The sequence below is a fragment of the Microbacterium sp. NPDC089189 genome (genome assembly GCF_040685095.1).
Lineage (GTDB): Bacteria > Actinomycetota > Actinomycetes > Actinomycetales > Microbacteriaceae > Microbacterium.
This window is the reverse complement of record NZ_JBFBHG010000029.1, coordinates 1-23940: the sequence shown is the minus strand read 5'-3', so window position 1 is coordinate 23940 and position 23940 is coordinate 1. Positions and strand designations below refer to the sequence as shown.

General features: G+C 71.5%; 22 protein-coding genes. 13 read left to right on the top strand and 9 right to left on the bottom strand.

The genetic code is table 11. The features are described 5' to 3' along the window. Positions 1-44: 44 nt before the first annotated feature. A complete protein-coding gene (locus tag AB0N73_RS14380) occupies positions 45-611 on the bottom strand; it encodes an NTP transferase domain-containing protein (protein WP_363564655.1) in 567 nt (188 codons plus the stop codon). A gap of 51 nt (positions 612-662) precedes the next feature. On the opposite strand from AB0N73_RS14380, the gene AB0N73_RS14375 reads away from it, so the two are divergent. The 12 genes from AB0N73_RS14375 to AB0N73_RS14320 all read left to right on the top strand — a co-directional run bounded on the left by AB0N73_RS14375 (position 663) and on the right by AB0N73_RS14320 (position 15212). Then, positions 663-1721: an XdhC family protein gene (locus tag AB0N73_RS14375; protein ID WP_363564653.1), complete on the top strand. Its 1059-nt coding sequence runs from the start codon at positions 663-665 to the stop codon at positions 1719-1721. Positions 1722-1789: 68 nt separating this feature from the next. Then, positions 1790-2197 (top strand): Rid family hydrolase, encoded by a 408-nt coding sequence (locus tag AB0N73_RS14370; protein ID WP_363564651.1) that lies wholly within the window; start codon positions 1790-1792, stop codon positions 2195-2197. Between the two features lie 301 nt (positions 2198-2498). Continuing rightward, positions 2499-3335 (top strand): FAD binding domain-containing protein, encoded by an 837-nt coding sequence (locus tag AB0N73_RS14365; RefSeq protein WP_363564649.1) that lies wholly within the window; start codon positions 2499-2501, stop codon positions 3333-3335. Then, positions 3332-6070: a molybdopterin cofactor-binding domain-containing protein gene (locus tag AB0N73_RS14360; RefSeq protein ID WP_363564647.1), complete on the top strand. Its 2739-nt coding sequence runs from the start codon at positions 3332-3334 to the stop codon at positions 6068-6070. The genes AB0N73_RS14365 and AB0N73_RS14360 overlap by 4 nt, the downstream gene beginning before the upstream one ends. Positions 6071-6236: 166 nt before the next feature. Next, on the top strand, positions 6237-6836 hold the full coding sequence (locus AB0N73_RS14355) for an XRE family transcriptional regulator (RefSeq protein WP_363564645.1): 600 nt from the start codon (positions 6237-6239) through the stop codon (positions 6834-6836). A 132-nt stretch (positions 6837-6968) separates the two neighbouring features. Next, positions 6969-8012 (top strand): ABC transporter substrate-binding protein, encoded by a 1044-nt coding sequence (locus tag AB0N73_RS14350; RefSeq protein ID WP_363564643.1) that lies wholly within the window; start codon positions 6969-6971, stop codon positions 8010-8012. After that, positions 8009-9382: an amidohydrolase gene (locus AB0N73_RS14345; protein WP_363564641.1), complete on the top strand. Its 1374-nt coding sequence runs from the start codon at positions 8009-8011 to the stop codon at positions 9380-9382. Before AB0N73_RS14350 ends, AB0N73_RS14345 begins: the two co-directional genes overlap by 4 nt. A 163-nt stretch (positions 9383-9545) precedes the next feature. After that, positions 9546-11051 (top strand): aldehyde dehydrogenase family protein, encoded by a 1506-nt coding sequence (locus tag AB0N73_RS14340; RefSeq protein WP_363564639.1) that lies wholly within the window; start codon positions 9546-9548, stop codon positions 11049-11051. Beyond that, positions 11048-12397 (top strand): NtaA/DmoA family FMN-dependent monooxygenase, encoded by a 1350-nt coding sequence (locus AB0N73_RS14335; RefSeq protein ID WP_363564637.1) that lies wholly within the window; start codon positions 11048-11050, stop codon positions 12395-12397. The genes AB0N73_RS14340 and AB0N73_RS14335 overlap by 4 nt, the downstream gene beginning before the upstream one ends. A gap of 144 nt (positions 12398-12541) precedes the next feature. Beyond that, entirely contained in the window at positions 12542-13042 is a 501-nt protein-coding gene (locus tag AB0N73_RS14330; protein ID WP_363564635.1) for a thiamine pyrophosphate-binding protein, read from the top strand. Next, positions 13039-13653 carry a thiamine pyrophosphate-dependent enzyme gene (locus AB0N73_RS14325; RefSeq protein ID WP_363564633.1) on the top strand — a complete coding sequence of 205 codons (615 nt, stop codon included), beginning with the start codon at positions 13039-13041 and terminating at the stop codon, positions 13651-13653. Before AB0N73_RS14330 ends, AB0N73_RS14325 begins: the two co-directional genes overlap by 4 nt. After that, complete coding sequence (locus tag AB0N73_RS14320; protein WP_363564631.1) at positions 13653-15212, top strand: GMC family oxidoreductase N-terminal domain-containing protein; 1560 nt, start codon at positions 13653-13655, stop codon at positions 15210-15212. Before AB0N73_RS14325 ends, AB0N73_RS14320 begins: the two co-directional genes overlap by 1 nt. Before the next feature lie 430 nt (positions 15213-15642). Here the strand turns inward: AB0N73_RS14320 and AB0N73_RS14315 are convergent, their stop codons facing one another. The 8 genes from AB0N73_RS14315 to AB0N73_RS14280 all read right to left on the bottom strand — a co-directional run bounded on the left by AB0N73_RS14315 (position 15643) and on the right by AB0N73_RS14280 (position 22901). Continuing rightward, positions 15643-16074: a hypothetical protein gene (locus AB0N73_RS14315; protein ID WP_363564629.1), complete on the bottom strand. Its 432-nt coding sequence runs from the start codon at positions 16072-16074 to the stop codon at positions 15643-15645. Positions 16075-16376: 302 nt separating this feature from the next. Further along, the gene (gene add, locus AB0N73_RS14310) at positions 16377-17417 is read right to left on the bottom strand and encodes an adenosine deaminase (RefSeq protein ID WP_363564627.1); all 1041 of its coding nucleotides are present in this window, start codon (positions 17415-17417) and stop codon (positions 16377-16379) included. Then, positions 17414-18043: an XRE family transcriptional regulator gene (locus AB0N73_RS14305; RefSeq protein WP_363564625.1), complete on the bottom strand. Its 630-nt coding sequence runs from the start codon at positions 18041-18043 to the stop codon at positions 17414-17416. The genes add (AB0N73_RS14310) and AB0N73_RS14305 overlap by 4 nt, the downstream gene beginning before the upstream one ends. Before the next feature lie 9 nt (positions 18044-18052). Beyond that, positions 18053-19090: an adenosine deaminase gene (gene add, locus AB0N73_RS14300; protein ID WP_363564623.1), complete on the bottom strand. Its 1038-nt coding sequence runs from the start codon at positions 19088-19090 to the stop codon at positions 18053-18055. A gap of 189 nt (positions 19091-19279) precedes the next feature. Then, complete coding sequence (locus AB0N73_RS14295; protein WP_363564621.1) at positions 19280-20152, bottom strand: ABC transporter permease subunit; 873 nt, start codon at positions 20150-20152, stop codon at positions 19280-19282. Next, positions 20149-20985: an ABC transporter permease subunit gene (locus AB0N73_RS14290; RefSeq protein WP_363564619.1), complete on the bottom strand. Its 837-nt coding sequence runs from the start codon at positions 20983-20985 to the stop codon at positions 20149-20151. The genes AB0N73_RS14295 and AB0N73_RS14290 overlap by 4 nt, the downstream gene beginning before the upstream one ends. Further along, complete coding sequence (locus AB0N73_RS14285) at positions 20975-21799, bottom strand: ABC transporter ATP-binding protein (protein ID WP_363564617.1); 825 nt, start codon at positions 21797-21799, stop codon at positions 20975-20977. The genes AB0N73_RS14290 and AB0N73_RS14285 overlap by 11 nt, the downstream gene beginning before the upstream one ends. 28 nt (positions 21800-21827) lie before the next feature. Next, entirely contained in the window at positions 21828-22901 is a 1074-nt protein-coding gene (locus tag AB0N73_RS14280; protein WP_363564615.1) for an ABC transporter substrate-binding protein, read from the bottom strand. A gap of 330 nt (positions 22902-23231) precedes the next feature. On the opposite strand from AB0N73_RS14280, the gene AB0N73_RS14275 reads away from it, so the two are divergent. Continuing rightward, entirely contained in the window at positions 23232-23735 is a 504-nt protein-coding gene (locus AB0N73_RS14275; RefSeq protein WP_363564613.1) for a septum formation family protein, read from the top strand. Positions 23736-23940: the final 205 nt, after the last annotated feature.

The window sequence follows — 23940 nt, the reverse complement described above, 5'->3', positions numbered from 1 at the left end:
GGGTGTCGCGGCGCCCCCGCACCCGGGGCCGGCAGACCGGTGGCTCAGGACCGATCGATGTCGACGCCGCTCCACAGATCGCCGCACTCGATGTCCGTCCCGTGCGCGCGCAGGTATGCCCCGGCGCCGCGGTCGGCGGCGAGCGACGCGGCGACCTCATCCCACCGCGCACGCCCGAGGATCACGGGGTGCCCCGGCCGCCCGCCGTAGGTCGCCTGGGCGGCGGCGTCCGGGCCGGCGAGTGCCGCGAGCCGTTCCACGGCGGCGACGGGGACATCGGGGATGTCGACGGTGACGACGAGCACGCACTCCGCCCCCGCGCGGCGAGCGGCGGCGAGCCCCGCGCGCAGCGACGCCGACACCCCGACGCGCCAGTCCTCGACCGCCACCGGCTGCGCCTCGTCGGGCAGGAGCAGGGCCGCCGCCTCGCGTTCGGCGCCGAGCGTCACGAGGACGCGTCCGCATCCGCCCGCGCGCAGCGTCTGCGTGAGGCGCGCCGACCACGGCTGGCCCTCGCTCGTGCGCGCGAGCGCTTTGGGGCCCCCGAAGCGGGTGCCGGCGCCGGCGGCGAGCACCAGACCGGCGAGGGCGGGGCGATCGGGACGGAGCATGGTGTCGGCCAGCGTAGCCCGCAGGAAACACACGGCGATTACAGTGAGCGCGTGCTCGAACTCGCCCGTGACCTGCTGCCGCTGCTGCGTGCCGGGCAGACCGTCGCCACCGTCACCGTGGTCGGCGTCGCCCGCAGCGCGCCGCGCGGGGTCGGATCGGCCATGGCGGTGACGCGCGATGCGCGCGTCATCGGCTCGATCTCCGGCGGATGCGTCGAAGGGGATGCGGTGGCGATGGCCCTCGCCGCCCTCGGTCGCGGCGACGGGGATCGCGCGCGATTCGGGTTCACCGACGAGCAGGCCTTCGCCGCGGGGCTCGCCTGCGGCGGGACGATCGACGCCGTGATCAGCCTCGTGCATCCCGACGACCAGACGGCCCTCGGCGCGCTCGAGCGCGCCGCCGACGACCGCCCGAGTGCCCTCGGCATCGTGACCGAGGGCCCCGCCACCGGGAACTTCGTGGCGTCGCCGCCCACCGTCGGGGCCACCGGCATCCGTGCGTCGTCGGACGGCGCTGTGCTCGACGTCGTCGCCCCGCGCCGCCCGCGGCTCGTCCTGCTCGGCGCGGGAGAGCACGCCGCCGCGATCTGCCGCGTGGCCGCCGCGGCGGGGTTCGCCGTGTCGGTGTGCGATGTCTGGGACACCCTGGTCACCGCGGAGCGCTTTCCCGCCGCAGCCTCGCTGCACACCGCGATCCCGGAGGCGTTCCTGACCGATCTCGAAGCGCGGGGCGACATCGACGCGCAGACATCGATCTGCGTGCTCACCCACGATCTGCGTCTCGACATCCCGGCTCTGCGCGTGGCCCTCGCCTCGCCCGCCGGTTTCGTCGGCGCGATGGGGGCGCGGCGCACGGTCGCCCGGCGCGAGCAGCTCCTGCGCGAGGCGGGGATGCCGCACGCGCAGATCGCCCGCCTGCACTCGCCGCTGGGGTTGGATCTCGGCGGGTCGAGTCCGGACGAGACCGCCATCGCCGTGCTCGCCGAGATCGTCGCGGTACGGCACGGCGGAACCGGCGGAGCGCTCCGGCTCGGCACGGGCGCGCTGCATCCGAGGTCCTCCGACGCGCTCGCTCCGGCCGACGCGGCGAGCTGCGCCACGGCCCGCTGACGCCGGCCGCCCCGCGGGTGTGAGAGCTCCTCGGGTGCGAGAGTGGAGACTCCAGCGAAGGAGACTCCATGCCGAAAGCGGTCACCCTCATCCGTTCCGCCGCCCTGTCGAGCGTCGCCGAGTACGCGTACGCCGCGACGGCCCCCGCCGAGGCGCGGCTGATCTTCCTCGCGGGCTCGTGCCCGCTCGATGCCGACGGCGCGACGGTCGCGGTGGGGGATGTCGCCGGTCAAGCGGCGGCGTGCGTCGCGAATCTGCGCCTGGCGCTGCAGGCCGCGGGCGCCGGCATACCCGACGTGCTGAGCACCCGCGTGCTCGTCGCCTCGTCGGCGCAGGCCGACCTCGTGACCGCGTGGGACGTGGTGCGCGACGCCTTCGGCGACCACGACGTGCCCAGCACCCTGATGGGTGTCACCGTGCTCGGCTACGACGATCAGCTCGTCGAGATCGAAGCCGTCGCCGCCGTCCTCGACTGACCGCGCCGCGGCGCGCCTCCCGCCGCTCCCGCTGCTCCCGCTGCCCGCGCTTGCCGCTGAGCGGAGGAGATCGAGGCTGCGGAGGGCCGTTTCCCCCGATTCGCTCCTCCGCTCACCGGATCTCCTCCGCTCGCACGCCGGAGGAGCGAACGGCCCGCACCCGCGCGGGAGGGGTTAGCGTGGGGGCACCCACGCGCCGGAGCGGCCGGACACGACGCGCTGACCACCGCGAAACACCGGCGAAATCCGACGCTGGTTCACTGAACCGAACTGTTCATGTGACCAACATCCCGAGGCAGCCGTGGACATCACGACCATCACGAGTTTCCGCGCCGCACGTACGCGCACGGAGCTCGCTCTCGCGCCCGGCGAGGCGTTCATCGCCGGCGGCACCTGGCTGATGAGCGAGCCGCAGCCCGACACCACCGGCTTCGTCGACCTGACGACGCTCGGCTGGCCCGAGATCGAGGTGGATGCCGACGGCCTCCGCATCGGCGCCACGTGCACCATCGCGCGGCTGCTGGCGTGGTCGGAGGGGCGTGCCCCCGACCTGCCCGCCGTGCCCGCGGACTGGCGGGCGACGGCCATGATCCCGGATGCGGCCAACGCGCTGCTCGCCTCGTTCAAGATCTGGAACACCGCGACCGTGGGCGGCAACCTCTGCCGGACCTTCGCCGCCGGCGCGATGATCAGCTTCGCCGCGGGCCTGGACGGCTCCGTCCTGGTCTGGACGCCCGACGGCGGCGAATACCGTATGCCGGTCGCCGAGTTCGCCACCGGCAACGGCACGAACGTCCTGCGCCCGGGCGAGGTGCTGCGCCGCATCGACATCCCCGCGCATGCCCTGCGCTCGCGGGCGCGGTTGCAGAAGATCGCGCTGGCCGAGCTCGGCCGCTCCGGCGCGGTCGTCACCGGCCGGGTCGACGCCGACGACACCGCCACCTTCGTGCTCACGGCGGCCACCGCCGCCCCCACCGTGCTGCGTTTTCCGCAGCTGCCGGATGCGGCCACGCTCGCCGCGTCGATCGACGCCGTCACCGGCTACTACACCGACCCGCTGGGCGCCGCCGACTGGCGCCGCGCCGTGAGCGGGGAGCTCGCCGCGCGCATCCGTGCGGAGCTGGAGGCATCCGCATGAGATTCGACGTGAACGGCACGGCGGTCGAGACCGAACCCGCCGCGGGTCAGAGCCTGCGCACCCTGCTGCGCGAGGCCGGACACACCGAGGTCAAGAAGGGCTGCGACGCCGGCGACTGCGGCGCGTGCTCCGTGCTGCTCGACGGCGAGCCCGTGCACTCGTGCATCATCCCGGCCGTCCGGGTCGAGGGGCGCGCGGTCACGACCGCGGCGGGTCTCGCGCCCGGCGACGACCTGCATCCGGTGCAGCAGGCCATCGCCGACAACTTCGGCTTCCAGTGCGGGTTCTGCACCGCGGGGATGAGCGTCACCGCATCCACCCTCTGCGCGCACGACGTCGATGACCTCGACCGCCGCATGAAGGGCAACCTCTGCCGCTGCACCGGGTACCGCCCCATCCGCGAGGCGATCCGCGAGTCCGTGCTCGGCCCGGTCCGCGAGACCGGCACGACGATCGCGGCGGATCGGGATGCCGTCGCCGGCGGCGTCGGCACGTCGCTCGTCTCGCCCGCCGCGCATCGCATCGTGCAGGGCCGTGAGCCGTACACGTTCGACGAGCCCGTCCCGGGAGCCCTCGTCCTGCGGGTCGTGTCGTCGCCGCACGCCCACGCCCGCATCCTCTCGATCGACACGGACGCCGCCCGCGCGGTGCCGGGCGTCGTCGCGATCTACACGCACGAGGACGTCCCCGCGCTGCGCTACTCGACGGGACGCCACGAGCATCGCACCGACGACCCCGACGACACCCGCATGCTCGACGACGTCGTGCGGTACGTCGGCCAGCGCGTCGTCGCCGTCGTCGCCGAGACGGCCGCCGCAGCGGATGCCGCCTGCCGTGCCGTGCGCGTCACCTACGAGACGCTGCCGGCGGTCTTCGACCCGGATGAGGCGCGGAGCCCCGGAGCCCCGCTCCTGCACCCCGACCGCACCCCGCAGGACCGCGTCGACGAGGCGCACCGCAACGTGGTGCTGTCGTTGCACGAGCGCCACGGCGACGCGCACGACGGCGACATCGACGCCGCCCTGGCAGCGAGCGCCGTGACGGTGTCGGGCACCTGGCAGACCAGCCGGGTCTCGCACGCGCAGCTCGAGACGCACGGCTCGGTCGGATGGATCGACGACACCGGACGCCTCGTCATCCGCTCGAGCACGCAGGTGCCGTTCCTCGTGCGCGACGAGCTCGCCCACATCCTGGACCGCGACCCCGCCTCGATCCGCGTGTATGCGGCGCGGGTGGGCGGCGGGTTCGGCGGCAAGCAGGAGATCTTCACCGAGGACCTCGTGGCTCTCGCCGTGCTCGACACCGGGCGCCCGGTGGCCTACGAGTTCTCCCGCACCGACGAGTTCCAGCGCGCGGCGGTGCGGCACCCCATGCGCGTGGGCGTCACCCTCGGCGCGACCGCCGACGGCTCGCTCACCGCCATGAAGCTCGACGTGCTGAGCGACACCGGCGCGTACGGCAACCACTCGCGCGGTGTGCTCTTCCACGCCTGCGCCGACGCCCTCACCGTCTACCGTTCGCCGCTGCGCGCGATCGACGCCGAGGTGGTCTACACGAACAACGTCCCCTCGGGCGCGTTCCGCGGCTACGGCCTCGGGCAGGTGATCCTCGGCGTCGAATCGGCGATGGACGAGCTGGCTCTGGCCCTCGACATGGATCCCTTCGAACTGCGCCGACGCAACGTCATCCAGGCCGGCGATGTGCTGCACGAGCCCGACCTGCGATGGGGCAGCTACGGCCTCGACCAGTGCCTCGATCTGGCCGAGTCGGCGCTGCGGCGCGGCAACGGCGTGGCCGCGCCCGAGGGATGGCGGGTCGGCGAGGGCATGGCGGTCGCGATGATCGCCACGATGGCGCCGTTCGGCCACATCGCCCACACGACGGCCACCATCCGCCCCGACGGCACCTATCTGCTGCGCGCCGGCACGAGCGAGTTCGGCAACGGCACCACCGTCGTGATGCGCCAGATCGCGGCCTCGGTGTTCGGCGTTCCCGTCGACCGGCTCGAACTGCTCACCGCCGACACCGACGCGGTGAGGCACGACACGGGCGCCTTCGCGTCGGCGGGAACGACCGTCGCGGGCAAGGCCCTCTACGCCGCCTGCCTCGCCCTGAAACAGCGCATGCTGCAGGTGGCGGACGAGCTCGCACCCGGCGTCCGGGCCGAGCTCGAGGCATCCGGCGTACGGGTCGGCGAGCGCCTGCTGAGCTTCGCCCAGATCATCGCGGCGGATGCGGACCGCACCGCCGAAGGCATCACCGCGACCGGGGCGGAGCTTGGCGAGATCCGCTCCCTGGCCTTCAACGTGCACGCCGTGCGGGTGGCGGTCGACCCCTCGACCGGCACGGTGCGGGTGCTGCAGTCCGTGCAGTCGGCGGATGCGGGTGTCGTGCTGAACCCGGCCCAGTGCCGCGGGCAGGTCGAGGGCGGCGCGGCGCAGGGCATCGGCAGCGCCCTGTACGAAGAGGTCCTGATCGACGCGACCGGACGCGTCGAGAACCCCGTCTTCCGCACCTACCGCGTGCCGCAGTTCGCCGACGTGCCCGACACCGAGGTGTACTTCGCCGAGACGAGCGACGACCTCGGCCCGTTCGGCGCCAAGTCCATGAGCGAGTCGCCGTACAACCCCGTCGCGCCGGCGGTGGGCAACGCCATCGCCCGCGCCCTCGGCGCCCGCCCGTACCACCAGCCCTTCACCCGGGAGCGGGTCTGGCGGCTCGCCGCCGGCGCATGACCGCGGTCCGCCGGCGCATGCCTGCGTTCCGCCGGCGCATGGCTGTACAGATGCACGATCGGTGGGGCGCATGATGCCTGTCGTGACGGCACAGACCACACCCGCACCACCAGTCGTGCATCCGTCGCGCCATCGGCCGGTGCCGGGCGCGGCCTATCCTGGACCGATGTCCACCGCCACGCCCGCCGCCCCCGACGACGCGTTCATCGGGGCGTCGCTCGGGCGCGCGATCCGCGAGGCGCGCACGGCCAAGAAGCTGTCGATGCGGGCGCTCGCGACCGCGGCCGACATGAGCCAGCCCTTCCTCAGCCAGATCGAGAGCGGGCACACGATGCCCTCGCTCGCGACGCTGTACCGCATCGCCACGGCTCTCGACCTGTCGCCGTCGGCGCTGCTGCCCGCCATCCCCGAGCCCGAGCCCGACGTCGTGCACGTCTCGCGCCACGACGCCGGCACGTGGGTTCCGGTGGCGGACGTCGCCAACGCCGCCACCACGCGGGTCATCTCGGCGACCTCGGCCACGCAGGCCTCGGTGCAGGAGTACCGCGTCGAGCCGGGTCAGTACATGAACGACTGGTTCCAGTCCGACGGCGAACTCACGGTCTACGTGATCGAGGGCGAGATCGACGTGGATGTCGAGGGCCAGGGCCGGTGGACCCTCGCGGCGGGCGACGCCATCGCCTACCCGGGCGCGCTCCGCAACCGCTGGTCGGCGCGCGGGGACGCCCCCGCCCGCATGATCCTCGCGTACGCCTTCGCCGACTGAGGCGCCGCCGGGTCGAACCCCGGCCACCGGTAACACCCGCGAAACCTGATTGCCACGTGCAATCAATGATCGTTATTTACGATCACTCTCGAGGCGCGACAGCGTCGCACACCCGCACGAGAGAGATCCGTCATGACTCACCGCACCCGCATCCGCGCATCGATCGCCGCCGCGGTCACGGCCGCCGCCCTCGCCCTCACCGCCTGCGCGGGCGGGGCATCGGATGCCGGCACCACCACGAGCGACGGGCACGGCGAGCTCGACGTCCAGCTGAGCTGGATCCTCAACGAGGAGTGGTCGGGCGAGCTCATCGCCCAGCACGAGGGCTACTACACCGAGGCCGGATTCGACGCCGTCAACCTGATCCCCGGTCCCTCCAGCGGCGTGCCCGAGCTGCTCAGCGGCACCGCCTCGGTCTCGCTCACGGACGCCGTGTCGGTCGGCGCGGCCGTCGCCAACGAGGGCGCACCGCTCAAGATCATCGGTGCCACGTTCCAGAAGAATCCCTTCACGATCCTCTCGCTCACCGACGGCGCGAACATCACCGCCCCCGAGCAGATGATCGGCAAGCGGATCGGCGTGCAGGACTCCAACCGGGCGGTCTTCGACGCCTTCCTCGCGGCCAACGACATCGACCCCGCCGAGATCGACATCGTGCCGGTGCAGTACGACCCGGCGCCCCTCACCACGGGCGAGCTCGACGGCCTCATCGCCTTCGTGACGAGCCAGTCGGTGGCGCTGCGCGAGCAGGGCATCGCGGCGACCGACCTGCTCTTCGCCGACAACGGCCTGCCCTTCGTCGGCCACGTCATCACGGTCACCGACGAGACGCTCGCCAACGACCGCGCCGCCCTCAAGGACTTCCTCGCCGCCGAGATCCGCGGCTGGAAGGATGCGGTCGCCGACCCCTCCGTCGGTGCCGATTTGGCCGTCACCGAGTACGGGGCCGCCCTCGACCTCGACCCCGCGATCTCGCTCGCGAGCGCCACCGCCCAGGCCGAGCTGCTGGTCGTCTCGCCCGACACCGACGAGAACGGCCTGTTCACCATCACCCAGACGCTGCAGCAGCAGACGATCGACAGCCTCGCCGTGGCGGGCTATGCGCTCGCGGTCGCCGACCTCTTCGACCTCTCGCTGCTGGCCGAGGTCTACGACGAGAACCCCGACCTCCGATGAGCCGCACCACGCTCTACACGCCCGACATCGTGCTCACGATGGATGCGGAGCGCCGGGTCCTCACCGACACCGCGGTGCTCGTGGCCCACGGCATCATCACCGCCGTCGGCCCTCGCGCCGAGCTCGTCGCCGCGCACCCCGAGGCCGAGCACGTCGACCTGCCCGACCGCGTGCTGATGCCGGGCCTGATCAACGCCCACCACCACTCCGGCATGCTGCGCGGCACCGCGGAGCACCTGCCGGTATGGGAGTGGCTGCGCATCCACATCGATCCGATGCACCGCGTGCTGCGGCCCGAAGAGGCCGAGGCCGCCGCGTGGCTCTGCTACGCCGAGGGGCTTCTCTCGGGCACGACCACGGTCGTCGACATGTGGCGCTACATGGAGGGCGGCGCACGGGCGGCATCCGCTCTCGGGAACCGCCTGGTCAGCGTCAACTACGTGGGCGAGCACCCCGACTTCGACTACTTCGACACGCTCGACGACAACGAGCGCATGCTGCGCGAGTGGACCGGCGCCGCCAACGGACGCATCATGCCGTGGGTGGGCCTGGAGCATCCCTCGTACGCGGATGGCGCGGGTCAGCAGCGCGCGATCGCCATGGCACGCGCGTACGGCACCGGCCTCTACACACACTGCAGCGAGTCCGAGATCGAGATCGCGGACTTCCGCGACCGGTACGGCGCGCGCCCCATGATGGCTCTCGAGTCGCTCGGCTTCTTCGACGTGCCGCGCGCGATGATCGCGCACGCGGTGTGGCTCGATCAGGACGAGATCGACCTGATCGCCGCCCGCGGCGTGGGGGTCTCGCACAACCCGGTGTCGAACATGAAGCTCGCCAGCGGCATGGCGCCGATCGCCGAGATGCTGGCCGCGGGCGTCGAGGTCGGCCTCGGCACCGACGGCGAGAAGGAGAACAACAACCTCGACATGTTCGAGGAGATGAAGGTGGCGTCGCTGCTCGGCAAGTTGCGGGCGATGGATGCGGCCGCGATGGACTCCTGGCAGGTGCTGCACATGGCCACCCGCGGCGGCGCCGCGGCGATCGGCGAGGGCGAGACGCTCGGCGCGATCGCGGTCGGACGCAAGGCCGACCTGGTGGCGGTGCGCACCGACACCCCACGGATGACGCCGCTGCTGCCCGCCGGCGACCACGCCAACATCCACCACAACCTCGTGCACGCGGTGCGCGGCTCCGACGTCGACATGACGGTGGTGGACGGCGAGATCGTGGTGCGGGACGGCCGGCTCGTGAACGCCGACCTCGACGAGCTCATCGACCGCGTGCGCCTGCTGGTGCCCGACCTGTTCGCCCGCCGCGCCGAGTGGATGGCCGCCCAGGACTCCCTCGCCGGCCTCTTCACCCCCTGACCCCCCTCACCCTCTCCCTTCCCTCCCCACCTCCCACCTCCCCACCTCCGCCATCCCTCCTCTCCCTCCACCCCCACCACCCCTGTTCATTCGTCGCGAAGGCGGGGTGCGTGAGCCACACACCCCGACTTCGCGACGAGTGAGCACCTATGGAAGGCACGGCATGACGATCAGCACCGAGCACGGACCGCTGCGCGAGCGGGTCGCCGCGTTCCTCGCGGACGACCCGGGGCGCCTGTTCATCGGCGGCCGATGGGTCGCCGCCGACGAGACGTTCGCCTCGCTCGACCCGGCCACCGGCGCCGAGATCGCCCGCGTCGCGCGCGCCGACGCCGCGCAGGTGGATGCGGCCGTCCGCGCCGCGGGCGACGCCCTGGCTGCGGGGCCCTGGGAGCGGATGCGGCCGGCCGAGCGCTCGCGCCTGCTGTGGCGCATCGCCGACGTGATGGAGGAGCACCTCGAGGATCTCGCCGAGCTCGAGACGCTCGACCAGGGCAAGAGCCTCGGCACCTCGCGGTTCGGCGAGATCCCGGCCGCGATCAACCAGTTCCGCTACTACGCGGGCTGGCCCACCAAGATCCTGGGCGAGACCATCCCGACCTCGCTCTCGCGCACGCCCGCCGGCAAAGAGGTCTTCGCCTACACGCGCCGCGAGCCCGTGGGCGTGGTCGCGGCGATCGTGCCGTGGAACTCGCCCATGATCATGACGGCGATGAAGCTCGCCCCCGCCCTCGCCGCCGGATGCACGATCGTGCTGAAGCCCGCCGAGAACACCTCGCTCACCGCGCTGTACTTGGGCCGGTTGCTGCAGGAGGCGGGACTCCCGGACGGCGTCGTCAACATCGTCACCGGCTTCGGGCACGACACCGGTCAGGCGCTCGTCGACCACCGCGGGGTGGCGAAGATCGCCTTCACCGGCTCCACCGCGGTCGGCAAGCGCCTGGTGTCGACGGCCGCATCCCGCCTCGCGCGCCTCACGCTCGAACTCGGCGGCAAGTCGCCCTCGATCGTCATGCCGGATGCCGACCTCGACGCCGCGATCGCCGGGGTCTCGCGCGGCATCTTCGACAACGGCGGGCAGGTGTGCGTCGCCAGCGCCCGCGTCTACGCGCACCGCGACGTGTACCAGCGGGTCGTCGACGGGATGGCGGCCGCCGGCGAGGGGCTCACCCTCGGCCACGGCCTGGCCGCCGGCACCGACCTCGGTCCGCTCGTGAGCGCCGTGCAGGCGGAGCGCGTCGCGTCGTACATCGACGAGGGCGCGGCGGATGGGGTGACGGTCGTAACGGGCGGCACCCGCGAGGGCGACGTCGGCACGTTCTTCCGCCCCACCGTGCTGACCGACGTCCCCCCGCACGCGCGCCTCATGCGCGAGGAGATCTTCGGCCCGGTGGCCGTGGTCACCCCGTTCGACGACCTCGACGAGGTCTTGGGATGGGCCAACGACAGCGACTACGCCCTCGCGGCCAGCGTGTGGACCGAGGGCCTCAGCAACGGTCACCGGATCGCCGCCCGCCTGCAGGCGGGCACCGTGTGGGTCAACTGCCACTCCTTCCTCGGACCCGAGCTGCCCAAGGGCGGCCACAAGGAGTCCGGGTGGGGCTATGAGAACGGGCCGCAGGGCCTCGAGAACTATCTGGAAACGAAATCGGTGGTGATGGTCGTATGAGCAAGCGGATCGCGCTCGGGGTCTTCGAGATGATGAACCCCTCCAATGGAATGCCGACGTGGACGCACGCGGACGGTCGCGGCGACGACTGGGACCGGCTCGAGTACTGGGTCGGTCTCGCGAAGGAGTTGGATGCGGCCGGCTTCGACTTCCTCTTCTTCGCCGACACCTACGGGTATGCGACCCTCGGCGGACGGATGCCGGAGGAGGTCGCGGCCCACGGCATCCAGTTCCCGGCACTGGACCCGATGCTCGCCATCCCGACGCTCGCGCGCGAGACCGAGACCCTCGGCTTCGTCGTGACCTCGCCGACGACGGTCGAGAAGCCCTACGGGACGGCGCGCCGCTTCGCGACACTCGACCGCTTCACCGCGGGGCGCATCGGATGGAACGTGGTGACGGGCAGCTCGCAGGCCACGACCGACGAACTGTTCGGTGTGACGGCGCAGCTGACGCACGATCAGCGCTACGACGCGGCCGACGAGTTCCTCGACACCTGCCTCCGGCTCTGGGAGCACAGCTGGGAGGACGACGCCGAGGTGCGCGACCGCGCGAGCGGCGTCTACGCCGATCCCGAGAAGCTGCACCGCGTCGAGGTCGACGGCACGTACCAGCGCGCGCACGGCATCTTCGCCGTGCCGCCCACACCGCAGCGCACCCCCGTCCTGTTCCAGGCCGGCACCTCCGACCGCGGCCGCGCCTACGCCGCGCGCAATGCCGAGGCCGTCTTCATCCAGGGGCAGACGATCGCGTCCGCCGCGGCGCACGTCGCCGATATCCGCGCGCAGGCCGTGGCGCAGGGCCGCCGCCCGGAGGACATCTCGGTGGTGTCGGGCATGACGGTCACCGTCGCGCCGACGGAGTCCGAGGCCCAGGCGCTGCGCGCCGAGTACGAGGCTCTGCTGGGGCTCGACGATGCGGCCGTGATGTTCGCCGGGATCACCGGGCTCGACCTCACGGGACTCGACCCAGAGACCCGCGTCGTCGACCTGAAGACGGATCTAGGGCAGACGCTCGTGCAGCGCTACGCCCGCCAGAACCCGGAGATGCGGGTGGGCGAGATCCTCGACCAGTTCCGCACGAAGGCCATCCGCGGCTTCCAGGTCACCGGATCCCCCGAGAAGGTCGCGGACGAGATCGAGGCGATCGTCGACGGCTCCGGCATCGACGGCCTGATGCTCGAGCCGACCTTCGGCGGCCCCGGCGCCTACCGCGCGTTCATCGAGCTCGTGCTGCCGATCCTGGTGGCACGAGGGCGCGCCGCCGCCCCCGCCGGCACCACCCTCCGCGAGCACCTGACCGGCGCCCCGCGTCTCGCCGCCACCCACCGCGCCCACCGCCTCTGACCCCTCCCCCGCCTACCGCCCCCTCCCTCCGCCCCGCCTCCACCCCTCCCCCTGTTCATTCGTCGCAAAAGCGCGGTGAGGGGCTCCGTACACCGCACATTCGCGACGAGTGAACCCAGGATCCCGAGAAGAAGGACACCCGATATGAAAGCCGAAGCCGTCGAGGCGGTGATCCGCGGCCTGAAGAAGGCCGGCGTATCGATCGCCACGTACCTGCCCGATTCGCTGCTGAAAGAGCTCTACCCGGCGCTCGACGCCGATCCCGACATCCGCACCATCCCCGTCACCAACGAGGGCGAGGGCGCGGCCATCGCCGGAGGCGTGTTCCTCTCGGGCAAGCGCGCCGTGCTCGTCATGGAGAACTCGGGCCTGCGCGCGGCCACCGAGCACCTGGCGCGGATGGGGCTGGGCGCCGGCATCCCGGTCGTCATGATCATGAGCTACCGCGGCGAGATGGGCGAGAACAACTGGTGGGCCATCCCCCACGGGATCACCATGGAGCCGCTGCTCAAGGCCCTGCGCACCCCGTACACGATCGTCCGCGACGTGGACGAGCTGGAGACCGCCATCGTGCGCGCCTACGACACCGCCTACGCCTCGTACTATCACGCCGCCATCGTCCTCGGAGGGGATCTCGTCCGATGAGCTACAGCCGATTCGAAGCCATGAAGCTGCTCGGGGCGCGCCTCGAGCAGGAGCTCGTCATCCTCTCCCTCGGCGGGGCGGTCGACGAGTGGTACAACGCCGCGCCGCACATGCGGGACGCCAGCCTGTTCCAGCAGCAGCTCGGATGCGTCACGCCCGAGGCGTTCGGCCTCGCAGCGGGCCTGCCGCACCGGCGGATCGTGTCGCTCGACACCGACGGCGGACTCCTGTTCAACCTCGGCATCCTCGCCACGCTCGGCAACGAGCAGCCCGAGAACCTGTTCGTCGTGGTGTGGGACAACGAGCAGTACCAGTCCATCGGCGGACCCGCCACGCACACCGCGAAGGGCCGCGTCGACCTCGCCGCGATCGCCCGCGGCGCCGGCGTGGAGAACGCGTACACCGCCGAGACGCTCGAGGAGTTCGACGCGCACTGCGCCGCCGGGCTCGCCGCATCCGTGCCCTACATCGTGGTCGCGAAGACCGACGGCATCCTCGAGCCGGGCATCAAGCGCAAGCACTCCGACGGCCGCGAGGACAAGTACATCTTCGTGCGCCACGTCGAAGCCACCGAGAACACCACCATCATGGGCCCGAGCGAGCACAACTGATGCCGCTGATCGCCACCCCCGCCGCCGACTACGACGTGATCGTGGTCGGCGGCGGTGCCGCAGGGAGCGTGCTGGCCGCGCGTCTGTCCGAAGACCCGGACGCCCGGGTGCTGCTGATCGAGGCGGGGCCCGATCATCGCGGGGTGCGCGAGATCCTCGACGCGGCGCACTGGGACGCCCTCATCGGCGGCCCGTACGACCACGGCTACCGGTCCTCCCCCACCGAGCACGTGCTCGGACGCTCGCTCGCCATGCCGCGCGGCAAGGTGCTCGGCGGCTCCTCCTCGACGAACGCGATGCTCTGGTACCGCGGACACCGCGCCGACTACGACGCGTGGGCGGATGCGGGTGCCACCGGCTGGGGCTACGACGACCTCCTCCCCTACTTCCGCCGCTCCGAATCGCGACCCGGCGGCGATCCGGCCTACCGCGGCACCGACGGACCGGTGCGGGTCGGTCCGCTCGCCGACGTGCATCCGATCGCCCATGCGCTGATCGCGGCATCCGCCGAACGCGGTCTGCCCGTCATCGACGACGCGAACGCCGCCTCGAACGAGGGCGCCACCTACGCCGACTACAACGCGATCGTCGGCGAAGACGGCGCGTTCGAGCGCTGGAGCACCGCTCGCGGTTACCTCGAGCCCGCGCTCGCACGTCGCAACCTGCACGTCGTCGTCGACAGCGCGGTGCACGGGCTCGTCCTCGCGGGCGACCGCGTGACCGGGGTGCGGCACGTGGTCGACGGCACGCTCGTGACGACCGCAGGCGCGCGCATCGTGCTCGCCGCGGGCGCCCTCGACACCCCGCGCCTGCTGCAGCTGTCGGGCATCGGCGACCCGGCCCGGCTGGCGGCGGCGGGCATCGCCGCCCGGCACGATCTGCCCGGCGTCGGCGAGAACTTCCAGGATCATCCGCTGATCCTGGGCATGAACTTCCGCGCGCGCGACGACCTCGGGCCCGTCATCGGCAACGGCGGCGGCGCGATGCTCAACTGGCGCAGCTCCCACGCCGAGGCGGGCCCCGACCTGCACACTGTCATCGCGCACGGCTCGCGCGGAGACGAGACGCTGCACGCCCGGAACGACCTGTCGGGAAACCGCGTCTTCGCCCTCGTGCCGGGCCTCTACCGCTCGCGCAGCGTCGGGTGGGTGCGGGTGCGCTCGTCCGATCCGACGGCGGCCGCCGACATCCACCCGAACTACCTCGCGCACCCGACGGATCTCGCCGCCATGGTGGACGCGGTGGATGCGGTGCAGGACCTCGTCGCGGCATCCGCCTACGCCGAGCTCGCCGAAGGACCCATCACGCCGCAGCGCGGGCTGTCGCGCGAGGACACGGTGCGCTTCGTGCGCGAGAACATCGGCACGTTCTTCCACTGCTCGGGCACCGCCCGCATCGGCACCGACGACCTCGCCGTCGTCGACCCCGCCCTGCGCGTGCGCGGTCTCGAGGGGCTGTGGGTGGCGGATGCGTCGGTCATGCCCTCGATCCCGACCTGCAACACGCAGGCCCCGACCGTCGCGATCGCCGAGCGCGCCGCCGAGCTCATCGCCCCCTGACCCGCCTGCTCGCCCCGCCCTCCACCTCTGTTCCCACCCCTGTTCCCTCCTGTGTTCCCTCCTGTGTTCCCTCCCCTGTTCATTCGTCGCAAAAGCCGGGTCTCCGCGCCATCCCACCCCGCTTTCGCGACGAATGAGCGCGGTCGGGCAGGGAGCGCGCGGCGCACCCCCTGCTCGCTCGTCGCATGTGCAGGGTCCCTCCGCATCCCACCGCACGTATGCGACGAGCGAGCGAGGCCGCCGGGGGCAGCGGCGGCCGGGGGTGAGCAAGGGGCAGGCGGCAGCCGCAGGGCGTGCAGCGAGGACGGCGAGGGGGCTGACGCGCGGCCCGTCCCTTGCTCGCTCGTCGCATGTGCACGGTGCGGGTGCCGCGAGACCCTGTTTTCGCGGCGAGCGAGCAAGGCGCGGGCAGCGGGCCGGGCGGCGGGCCTCAGAGGACGAGGCGTACGGGCGCGGTCTCTGCCGGCCCGCCGCACTGATCGCTCCCGCCGACGCGCTGCCACTTGAGTGCCGCGTCGGTCTCGGCCAGGACCTCTCCTTCAGCCGACAGCGCCCGCACCGTGACCGACTCCGGCACGCTCATGTCGAGCGAGAACGTCCAGGTGCCGCCCCGATCACCCTGCGGCGCAGGGATCGACGGATCGCTCAGCAGCTCGGCGGGATCGGTCGGCGAGCACCCCGCCGGCGTGCAGACCTGAACGTCCGCGACGCGCGATGCGTCACCCGATACCTCGACCGTCATCGTGTTGATCCATCCGACGGCCGAGCACGTCGTACCGATCCCGCATCCGCTCATCACCACGGATGCGGCCAGCACCAGGAAACCGACCCCCGCCCCGCGGGCGGCCACAGCGCGTTTCATACGATTCACGGTGCCACGTCCTGTTCCGCGCTCCGCTCATCGTCGCCGAATCGTGACGACCCATCCGCGCCCCGCCGGCCCCGCGCCTTGCTCACTCGCCGCAAACGCACGGTGGCGCCACGAAACACCCCGCATACGCGACGAATGAACAGGGACGCGGGCGGCGCCACCACCCAGCGCCACCACCCAGCGCTACCGGCGCCACCACCCAGCGCCACCACCCAGCGCCACCACCCGGCGCTACCGGCGCTACCACCCGGCGCCACGGCACGACGCCCGGCGCCACCGCGCAGCGGCGCGGGTCAGGGGGCGAGGAGGGCGTCGAGGGCGACGAACGCTCCCTCGAACTCGCCGCGCAGGCGCGCCTTCGTGGCCTCATCCGCGAACGAGATGTCGATGCCGGCGAGAGCGATGCGCTTTGCGGTGTCGGCGTCCACACCCATCGCGAACAGCCCCTCGGTGTACTCGCGACCGATGTCGGTGCGGAAGAACATCGCGTCGTCGGTCGACACCGACACCGTCAGGCCGGCGTCGATCATGGCGCGGATGCGGTGGGCCTCGTCGATCGTCCAGCCCGAGCAGATGGTGGTCGAGATGGGGGTGGTGGCGAAGCCGATGCCCCGCTCTCGCGCGAGCGCGACGACGGCGGGGTCGTCGACGATGCGGTACCCGTGGTCGAGCCGGTCGCACTGCAGCACCTCGATGGCGTCACGCACCGCATCCGAGGTCGCGGTGTCGGTCTCGCCGACGTGCGCCGTGAGCTTGAGTCCCGCCGACCGGGCGAGGGCGTAGGCCGCGGCGAAGCGCGTCGGGTCCTCGGTGTTCTCCGGGGTCAGGTCGTCCTGCCCGATGCCGACGACCTCGGGGATGCCGTGGTCGATGACCTCGCGCACCATCGCGACCGCGGACTCGGGGCTGTCGCGCCGGTTGATCGCGGCGACGATGCGGAACCCGACGCCGAAGTCCCGCTCGGCACGGCGCAGGCCCGCGATGATCGGGTCCATCACGTCGCGGTACCCGATGCCGCGCGCGGCGAAGTACTGCGGGTTGACGTAGTACTCGCGGTACCGCAGGTTGCCCTCGGCGACCGCGGCGCGCACGCCCTCCCAGGCGACGCGCTCGAAGTCCTCGGGCGCGCGCAGCACATCATGGGCCGCGCGGAAGGCCACGAGGAAGTCGGGCAGGTCGTCGAAGTCGAACAGCGTCTCGGGGTCGTCGCCCCAGAGCTCGACGCCGTACCGGCCGGCGAGATCGAGGAACGTGCGCGCCGACATGGTCGAGGCGAAGTGGCAGTGCAGCTCGGTCTTCGGCAGCAGCTGCAGGTAATCGGCGTACGAGATCACGGGGTGTCCTTCACGAGAATCGGGCGGGAGTGCAAGGCGCCGGCGCTCTTGACGACCAGTAAACGATACGGCTCGCCGTGACGAGACCACCAACGGTGCGAGACCCCGCCGGGGTAGTGCACCGAGTCACCGGGGGCGAGATCCAGCACGGTCTCGTCGAGCTCGATGCGGATGTCGCCGGTCACGACGAAGACGAACTCCTCCTCCGCATGGGTGAACCGCTCCCCCGGTTCCATCGCGTCGTCCGAGACCTCCATGGGGTGGAACGAGCGCGCGCTGTGGGCGAGCATGCGGGCGGCTCCCGACGCGAAGCCCGCCGCGATCGCGCCCGAGCCGGAGCGCTGCACCTCGATGCCCGGGGCCTCGGCATCCGGCTCCTCCGCGGCGGCGATCAGCTCGATCGGGCTGGTCTCGAGCGCGAGGGCGATGCGGCGGAGCGAACCGAGGCTCGGCTGGGCCAGACCGCGCTCGAGCTGGCTGAGGAAGGGATGCGACAGCTCGGTCGCGGCCGCCAGGCGCACCAGGGTGAGCCCGCGGGACTGACGGAGTTCGCGGATGCGGGCGCCCAGACGGCGGCCGACGTCGGCCTCGTCGATCGCGGCGCTCGCCCCCAGGGTGTCGGTCATGATGGCGTCCTAGGCCCGGGCGGGCAGCGGCACTCCGGCGGCGGTTGCGAAGTCCTCGACCCGCGCGATGTACGCCGCCCGACGCCCCGCCGTCAGCCACGACGCCTCGAAGGAGTTGATCGCGAGCTGCACGAGGTCGGTGGCGCTCAGCTCCGCCTTCTCGGCGAAAGCCACGTAGTTGTCGCCGATGTAGGCGCCGAAGTAGGCGGGGTCGTCGGAGTTGACCATGACGCGCGCGCCCTGGCGCAGCAGCGCGACGATCTCGTCGGACTTCATCTGCTCGGTGACGAAGGAGTTCGAGACCGGGCACGTGGTGAAGCCGATGCCCTTCTCGATCGCGAGGGCGACCAGCGCGGGGTCCTCGACGATGTTCGTGCCGTGATCGATGCGGTCGACCTCGATGCCGGTCAGGACGGTGCGGATGTTGTCGATCGATCCGACCTGGTCGATGTCGCAGTGCATCGTGAGGAAGAAGCCCTCGGCCTTCGCGCGGGCGAAGACGGCGGCGAACTTCTCGGGCGGGTTGCCGCGCTCGTCCGAGTCGAGGCCGACCCCGACGATCCACGACTTGTAGGCGAGGGCTTCCATGAGCGTCGCCATGGCGTACTCGGCCGAGAAGTCGCGCAGGAAGCACAGGATGAGCTCGGCCGAGATGCCCAGCTCGTCCTGCGCGCGCACGGCCGCGCGGCGGTAGCCGGTGACCACATCCGCGAACGGCACACCGCGGCTCGTGTGGGCCTGCGGGTCGAAGAACATCTCGGCGTGGACGACGCCCTGCGCGTGCGCGCGCTGCAGGTACGCCCAGGCGAGGTCGAAGAAGTCGTCGGCCGTCTGCAGCACCTGCATCGCCGGGTAGTAGACGGCGAGGAAGCTCGTCAGGTCGGTGAAGTCGTAGGTGGCCTTCACCTCATCCACGGTCTTCTCCGTGAGCGGGATGCCGTTGCGTGCCGCCAGCGCGAACTTGAGTTCCGGCTCGAGGGTGCCCTCGAGGTGCAGGTGCAGCTCGGCCTTCGGCAGCCCGTGCGCGAATGCGGTGAGGTCGGTCATGGTGCTCCTTGACGGTTCTGCGTCGTTCGTGTGGTGCGGGGGGGTGCCGCGTCATCCATGATCCGCGAGACAGCACTTTCGCGCCGAGACCGTGGGTTTAACCCGCACTCTCGGCGCGAGAGTGCTGTCTCGCGGGTCCGGATGGGGCGGGCCGGCCCGGGGCCGCGGTCCGCCCGGGCGGAACGCGGGTCAGGCGCGGTCGGCCATGCCCATGCGGGCGAGGACGAGGGCCTCGAGGGTCTGGACGAGGTTGTAGAGGATGAGGGCGGTCGCGGTGACGAAGACCACCGCCGTCCACAGGGCCGAGAACTGCGCCGCGGCGATGTAGCCGCCCACCGCGCCGCCGATGCCGCCGCCGACCGCGAGCCACTCGGCGAGCAGGGCGCCGGTGATGGCGCCCGGAACCGAGATGCGCACCGCGGCGAGCAGCGAGGGCAGCGCGCTCGGCAGAGCCACCTTGCGCAGCGCCGTCCACGAGGATCCGCCGTACACCGCGATCAGATCGTTCATCTGGGGCGGCGCGGACTTCAGCCCGAACACGATGCTCACGAGCGCCGGGAAGAGCACCACGATGCCGCCGATGACCGCGACGCTGGCGAACTCGCGTCCGAAGATCAGGATGATCACGGGCGCCATCGCGACCAGCGGCACGGAGCGCAGCAGCATCGCGAGGGGCATGAGCGCGTGCTCGGCGCCGCGGCTGAGCTGGAAGATCATCGCGATGACGAGGGCGACGACCAGACCGGAGAAGAACCCGACCGCCGCGTGACCGAGGGTCACCCAGAGCTGTCCGAACATCTGCGCCCGGTTCGCCTCGGCGGCGGGCAGCGTGAACAGGAAGTTGTAGACGTCGATCGGGCCCTTGCCCACGTACGGGCTGATGTTGAACACCCAGAGCGCCCCCACCCACAGCACGCCGACGGCGACCAGGGTGAGCACGAAGGTCAGCAGGCTCGAGCCGACGGCGCGAAGGGTCGTCTTGCGGGCCTCGCGCTTGACCGAGGCGTTGAGCTGCGACGCGGCACGGGGCGTCGCCAGGGCGACGACAGCGGCTTCGGTCATGAGGTGGCCCCTTTCGACCAGGGAGCGACGAGGCGCGCGACGAGTCCGAGCAGGCCGTAGCCGGCGAGGGCGACCGCACCCGACACGAACGCGAGCCCCCAGACGAGCGGAGCGTTGAGCGCCTGCTGTGCGGCGATCATCGCCGGGCCGACACCGAGCTCGACCTTGCCGAAGAACTCGCCGAGCACGGCGCCGAGGAACGCGGCCGGCACGGCGATCTGCAGGGCGTTGAGGATGGCGGGCAACGCCGCGATGAGGCGCACCTTGCGCAGCTGCGTGAAGCGGGATCCGCCGTAGACGCTGACGAGGTCGAGGCTCGCCTTGTCGGCCGCTTTGAGCCCGAGCAGGGCGCCGACGACCGTGGTGAAGAACACGCTGAGCGCCGCCAGCACCACCGCGGTGCCGGAGGCCTCGCCGGGCTTGGGCACAGGGATGACGACGACCAGCAGCAGGCCGATCGCGACGATCGGGATGCAGTAGGTGATGATCGCCAGCTGCATGATCACGCCCTCGAGCTTGGGCACGATGAGCACGAGTCCCGAGAGCACCAGCGCGAGGGCGTTGCCCCAGAGGTACCCGGTGCCGGCCTCGCCGAGCGTGACCGTGAAGTTCCGGACGTAGAAGCTCCATCCGCTGTCGACGAAGCCGAGCAGAACCTGCAGCGGCGTCGGGATGGCCTGCACACCGCCGGGTCCGACGTTCGAGAAGACCGTGGATGCGAGGATCCACCACACCGCGATGACCGCGATGCCGCCGATCAGGCCTGTGACCCACGCGGGAAGACGGATGTCCTCCCAGCGGATGGCGCGGCCTCCGGTCGACTCAGTGGTCATCCGCTGCGGCGCCTCCGACGCCGAACAGCAGCTCCGACGCCTGGTCGACGTAGGCGTGGAACTCGGGGGTGCGCATCATCTCGGGGGTGCGCGGGCGCGGCAGGTCGATGTTCATGACCTCCTTGATGCGCCCCGGGCGAGGGCTCATGACGGCGACCTGGTCGGAGAGGAAGATCGCCTCGGAGATGCCGTGGGTGACGAGGAGCGTCGTGGCGGGCTTCTCGGTCCAGATCCGGAGGAGCTCCAGGTTGAGCTTCTGCCGGGTCATGTCGTCGAGGGCGCCGAACGGCTCGTCGAACAGCAGCACCGAGGGCTTCATGATGAGCGAGCGGGCGATCGACACGCGCTGCCGCATCCCGCCGGAGAGCTGAGCGGGCTTGGCCTTCTCGAACCCCTTGAGGCCGACGAGCTCGATCATCTCCGACACGTACGCCTTGTCGACGGGCTTGCCGGCGACCTCGAACGGGAGCTGGATGTTCGACTGGACGCTGCGCCACGGCAACAGCGCGGAGTCCTGGAAGGCGATGCCGAGCTCGTTGCCCTTGCGGAGCTGCTTGGGGCTCTTGCCATCGACACGGGTGGTGCCGCTGGTGGGGTCTTCGAGTCCGGCGAGGATGCGGAGGATGGTGGACTTGCCGCATCCCGACGGCCCGAGCAGGGCCAGGAAGCTGCCCTGCTCGGTGTGGAGGTTGGCATCCTGCAACGCGACGACGCTCTTGCGTCCCACGCTGAAGACCTTGTTCAGATCCGTGATCTGCAGGCCGGTGCCCAGGGTCGAGCCCTGGGCACCGGTCAGGGTGGCCGTGTCGGTCACAGTTTTCCCTCGGTTGCGGTGGTTCTGATCAGCCCGCGTAGGCGACCAGGTCGGGGTTCTCCTCGTAGACCTCCGCCAGCAGCGAGAGGTCGAAGAGGTCGGCGGCGTCGAGCACGATGCCGGCGCCGGCGAGGCTGTCGATCGTGAGCTTCTGCAGCGCCTCGGAGATCGTGAACAGACCGTTCTCCTCGGTCTCGGACGAGACGACGAGCTTGTTCTGGGCCTCGGAGCCGGCGAGCGTCTTGGCCGGGTCGAGGTCGAGGTCCGCGCCGTAGGTCTCGATGGCGAGGTCGGCACCGGCCTGCGGGTCGGCGAGCGCGTCGGTCCAGCCCTTGATCTCGGCCACGAGGAACGCCTTCAGCATCTCGCGGTTGTTCTCGAGGGTGTCCTCGGTGACGGTGAACGTCTCGGCGACGAACGGCAGGCCGTTGTCGGCGAAGGGCAGGTTCGTGGTCGACAGACCCTCCATCTCGACCGAGATGGCCTCGTTGGTCAGGTAGGCGACGAAGCCGTCGACCTCACCGTTGACGAGGGGCGCCGGGTCGTACTGCACGGGGACGACGGTCACATCGGCGGGGTCGATGTCGTTGGCCGCGAGCAGCGCGCTGAAGAGCGTCAGGTTGGAGTCCTGCACGCCGATGCGCTTGCCGATGAGGTCTTCCGGGGTCGAGATGTCTCCGCCGTCGGCCAGCGACAGCACGGTGAACGGGTTGGCCTGGAAGGTGGCGCCGATGATCTTGAGCGGTGCCCCCTCATTGGCGACGGCCGAACCGATCTGCACCGAGTCGCTCAGGGCGATGTCGGCGCTGCCGCTGAGCAGCTCCGCGACGCCGCCCGAGGGCCCGGGCACCAGGTTGACCGAGTCGAAGCCGGCCTCGGTGTAGTAGCCCTTGCTGTCGGCGAAGTACTCGCCCGCGAACTCCTCGTTCTTGATCCAGCTGAGCTGGAGGGTGATGTCGCCGTAGCCGGCGGACTCGCCGCCGTCGGAGGTGGCGGCGGGCTCGCTCGATCCGCCCGCGCAGGCGGACAGGGCGAGCGCGGACAGCGCGATCGCGGCGATGGATGTGGCGACGCGCGCGCGCCGGGTGGTGAAGCGGGACATTTGCTGTTCTCCCGTATGTCGGGTGGTGCACTCGGGTAGGTGATGTGCGTTCCGCCGGAGCTCGGTCATCGCTGTCCGCCAGGGCGGGTGTGCGGTGCCGGAGGCTCGCGTTCGGGACGTGTCCGACGCTAGGCGATGTAGATTTCACGAACACTGACGCTCGTGTTTCGGCGCCGTTACACCTGGGCTATCCACAGATCCGGTGCCTGGTGCCGCGATGGGGTCCGCGGGAGCGCTAACCTGGGCGCCGCGTTCCCAGCGAACTCATCGACCCCGAACAGCCTTCACTCGGGCAGCGCCGGCTGCCTGCGTGCGAAGAAAGCGAGTGCCATGCGCACCTCCCGTCTCGTCCCCGCCGCCCTGATCCTCGGCTCCGCCCTGCTCCTGGGTGGCTGTGTGCAGATCTCCGACATGCTCGGCGGCGGCGAGTCCGCCGTCCGCGACGCCGACAGCGGAGAGGTGACCGACGCCGGCCAGGTCGACGTCTTCACGCTCGCCGTCGGCGACTGCCTCAACGACCAGTCCGGCGAAGAGGTCTACGACGTGCCCGTCGTGCCGTGCGGCGAGCCGCACGACTACGAGGTGTACCACGAGTTCTCGATGCCCGACGGGGAGTACCCGGGCCAGGACGCCACGTACACCGCGGCAGACGAGGGCTGCTACGCCGCGTTCGCGCCCTTCGTGGGTCTCGCCTACGAGGAGTCGATCCTCGACTTCTCGTACTACGTGCCGACGCAGCAGAGCTGGGACGACGGCGGCGACCGCCTGATCTCCTGCTTCCTGGGCGACCCGTCCACCCAGACCACCGGCTCGCTGGCCGGCGTCGCGCGCTGACCCCCTCGCGTAGCCCTATGCCCTAGCCGCTGGCGCGCTGGCCGCTGGCCGCTGGCCGCCTGCCCGCGCACGCCGCGCCTGCCTGCCCGCCTGCCGCGCCCGCCTGCCCGTCGCCCACCAGCGCCGAGCGCACATCCCGTCGCCGAGCGCACATCTTCCCGGATGTGAGAACGGAAGAGCGACGTGTAGTGAAAGAGAGACGTTC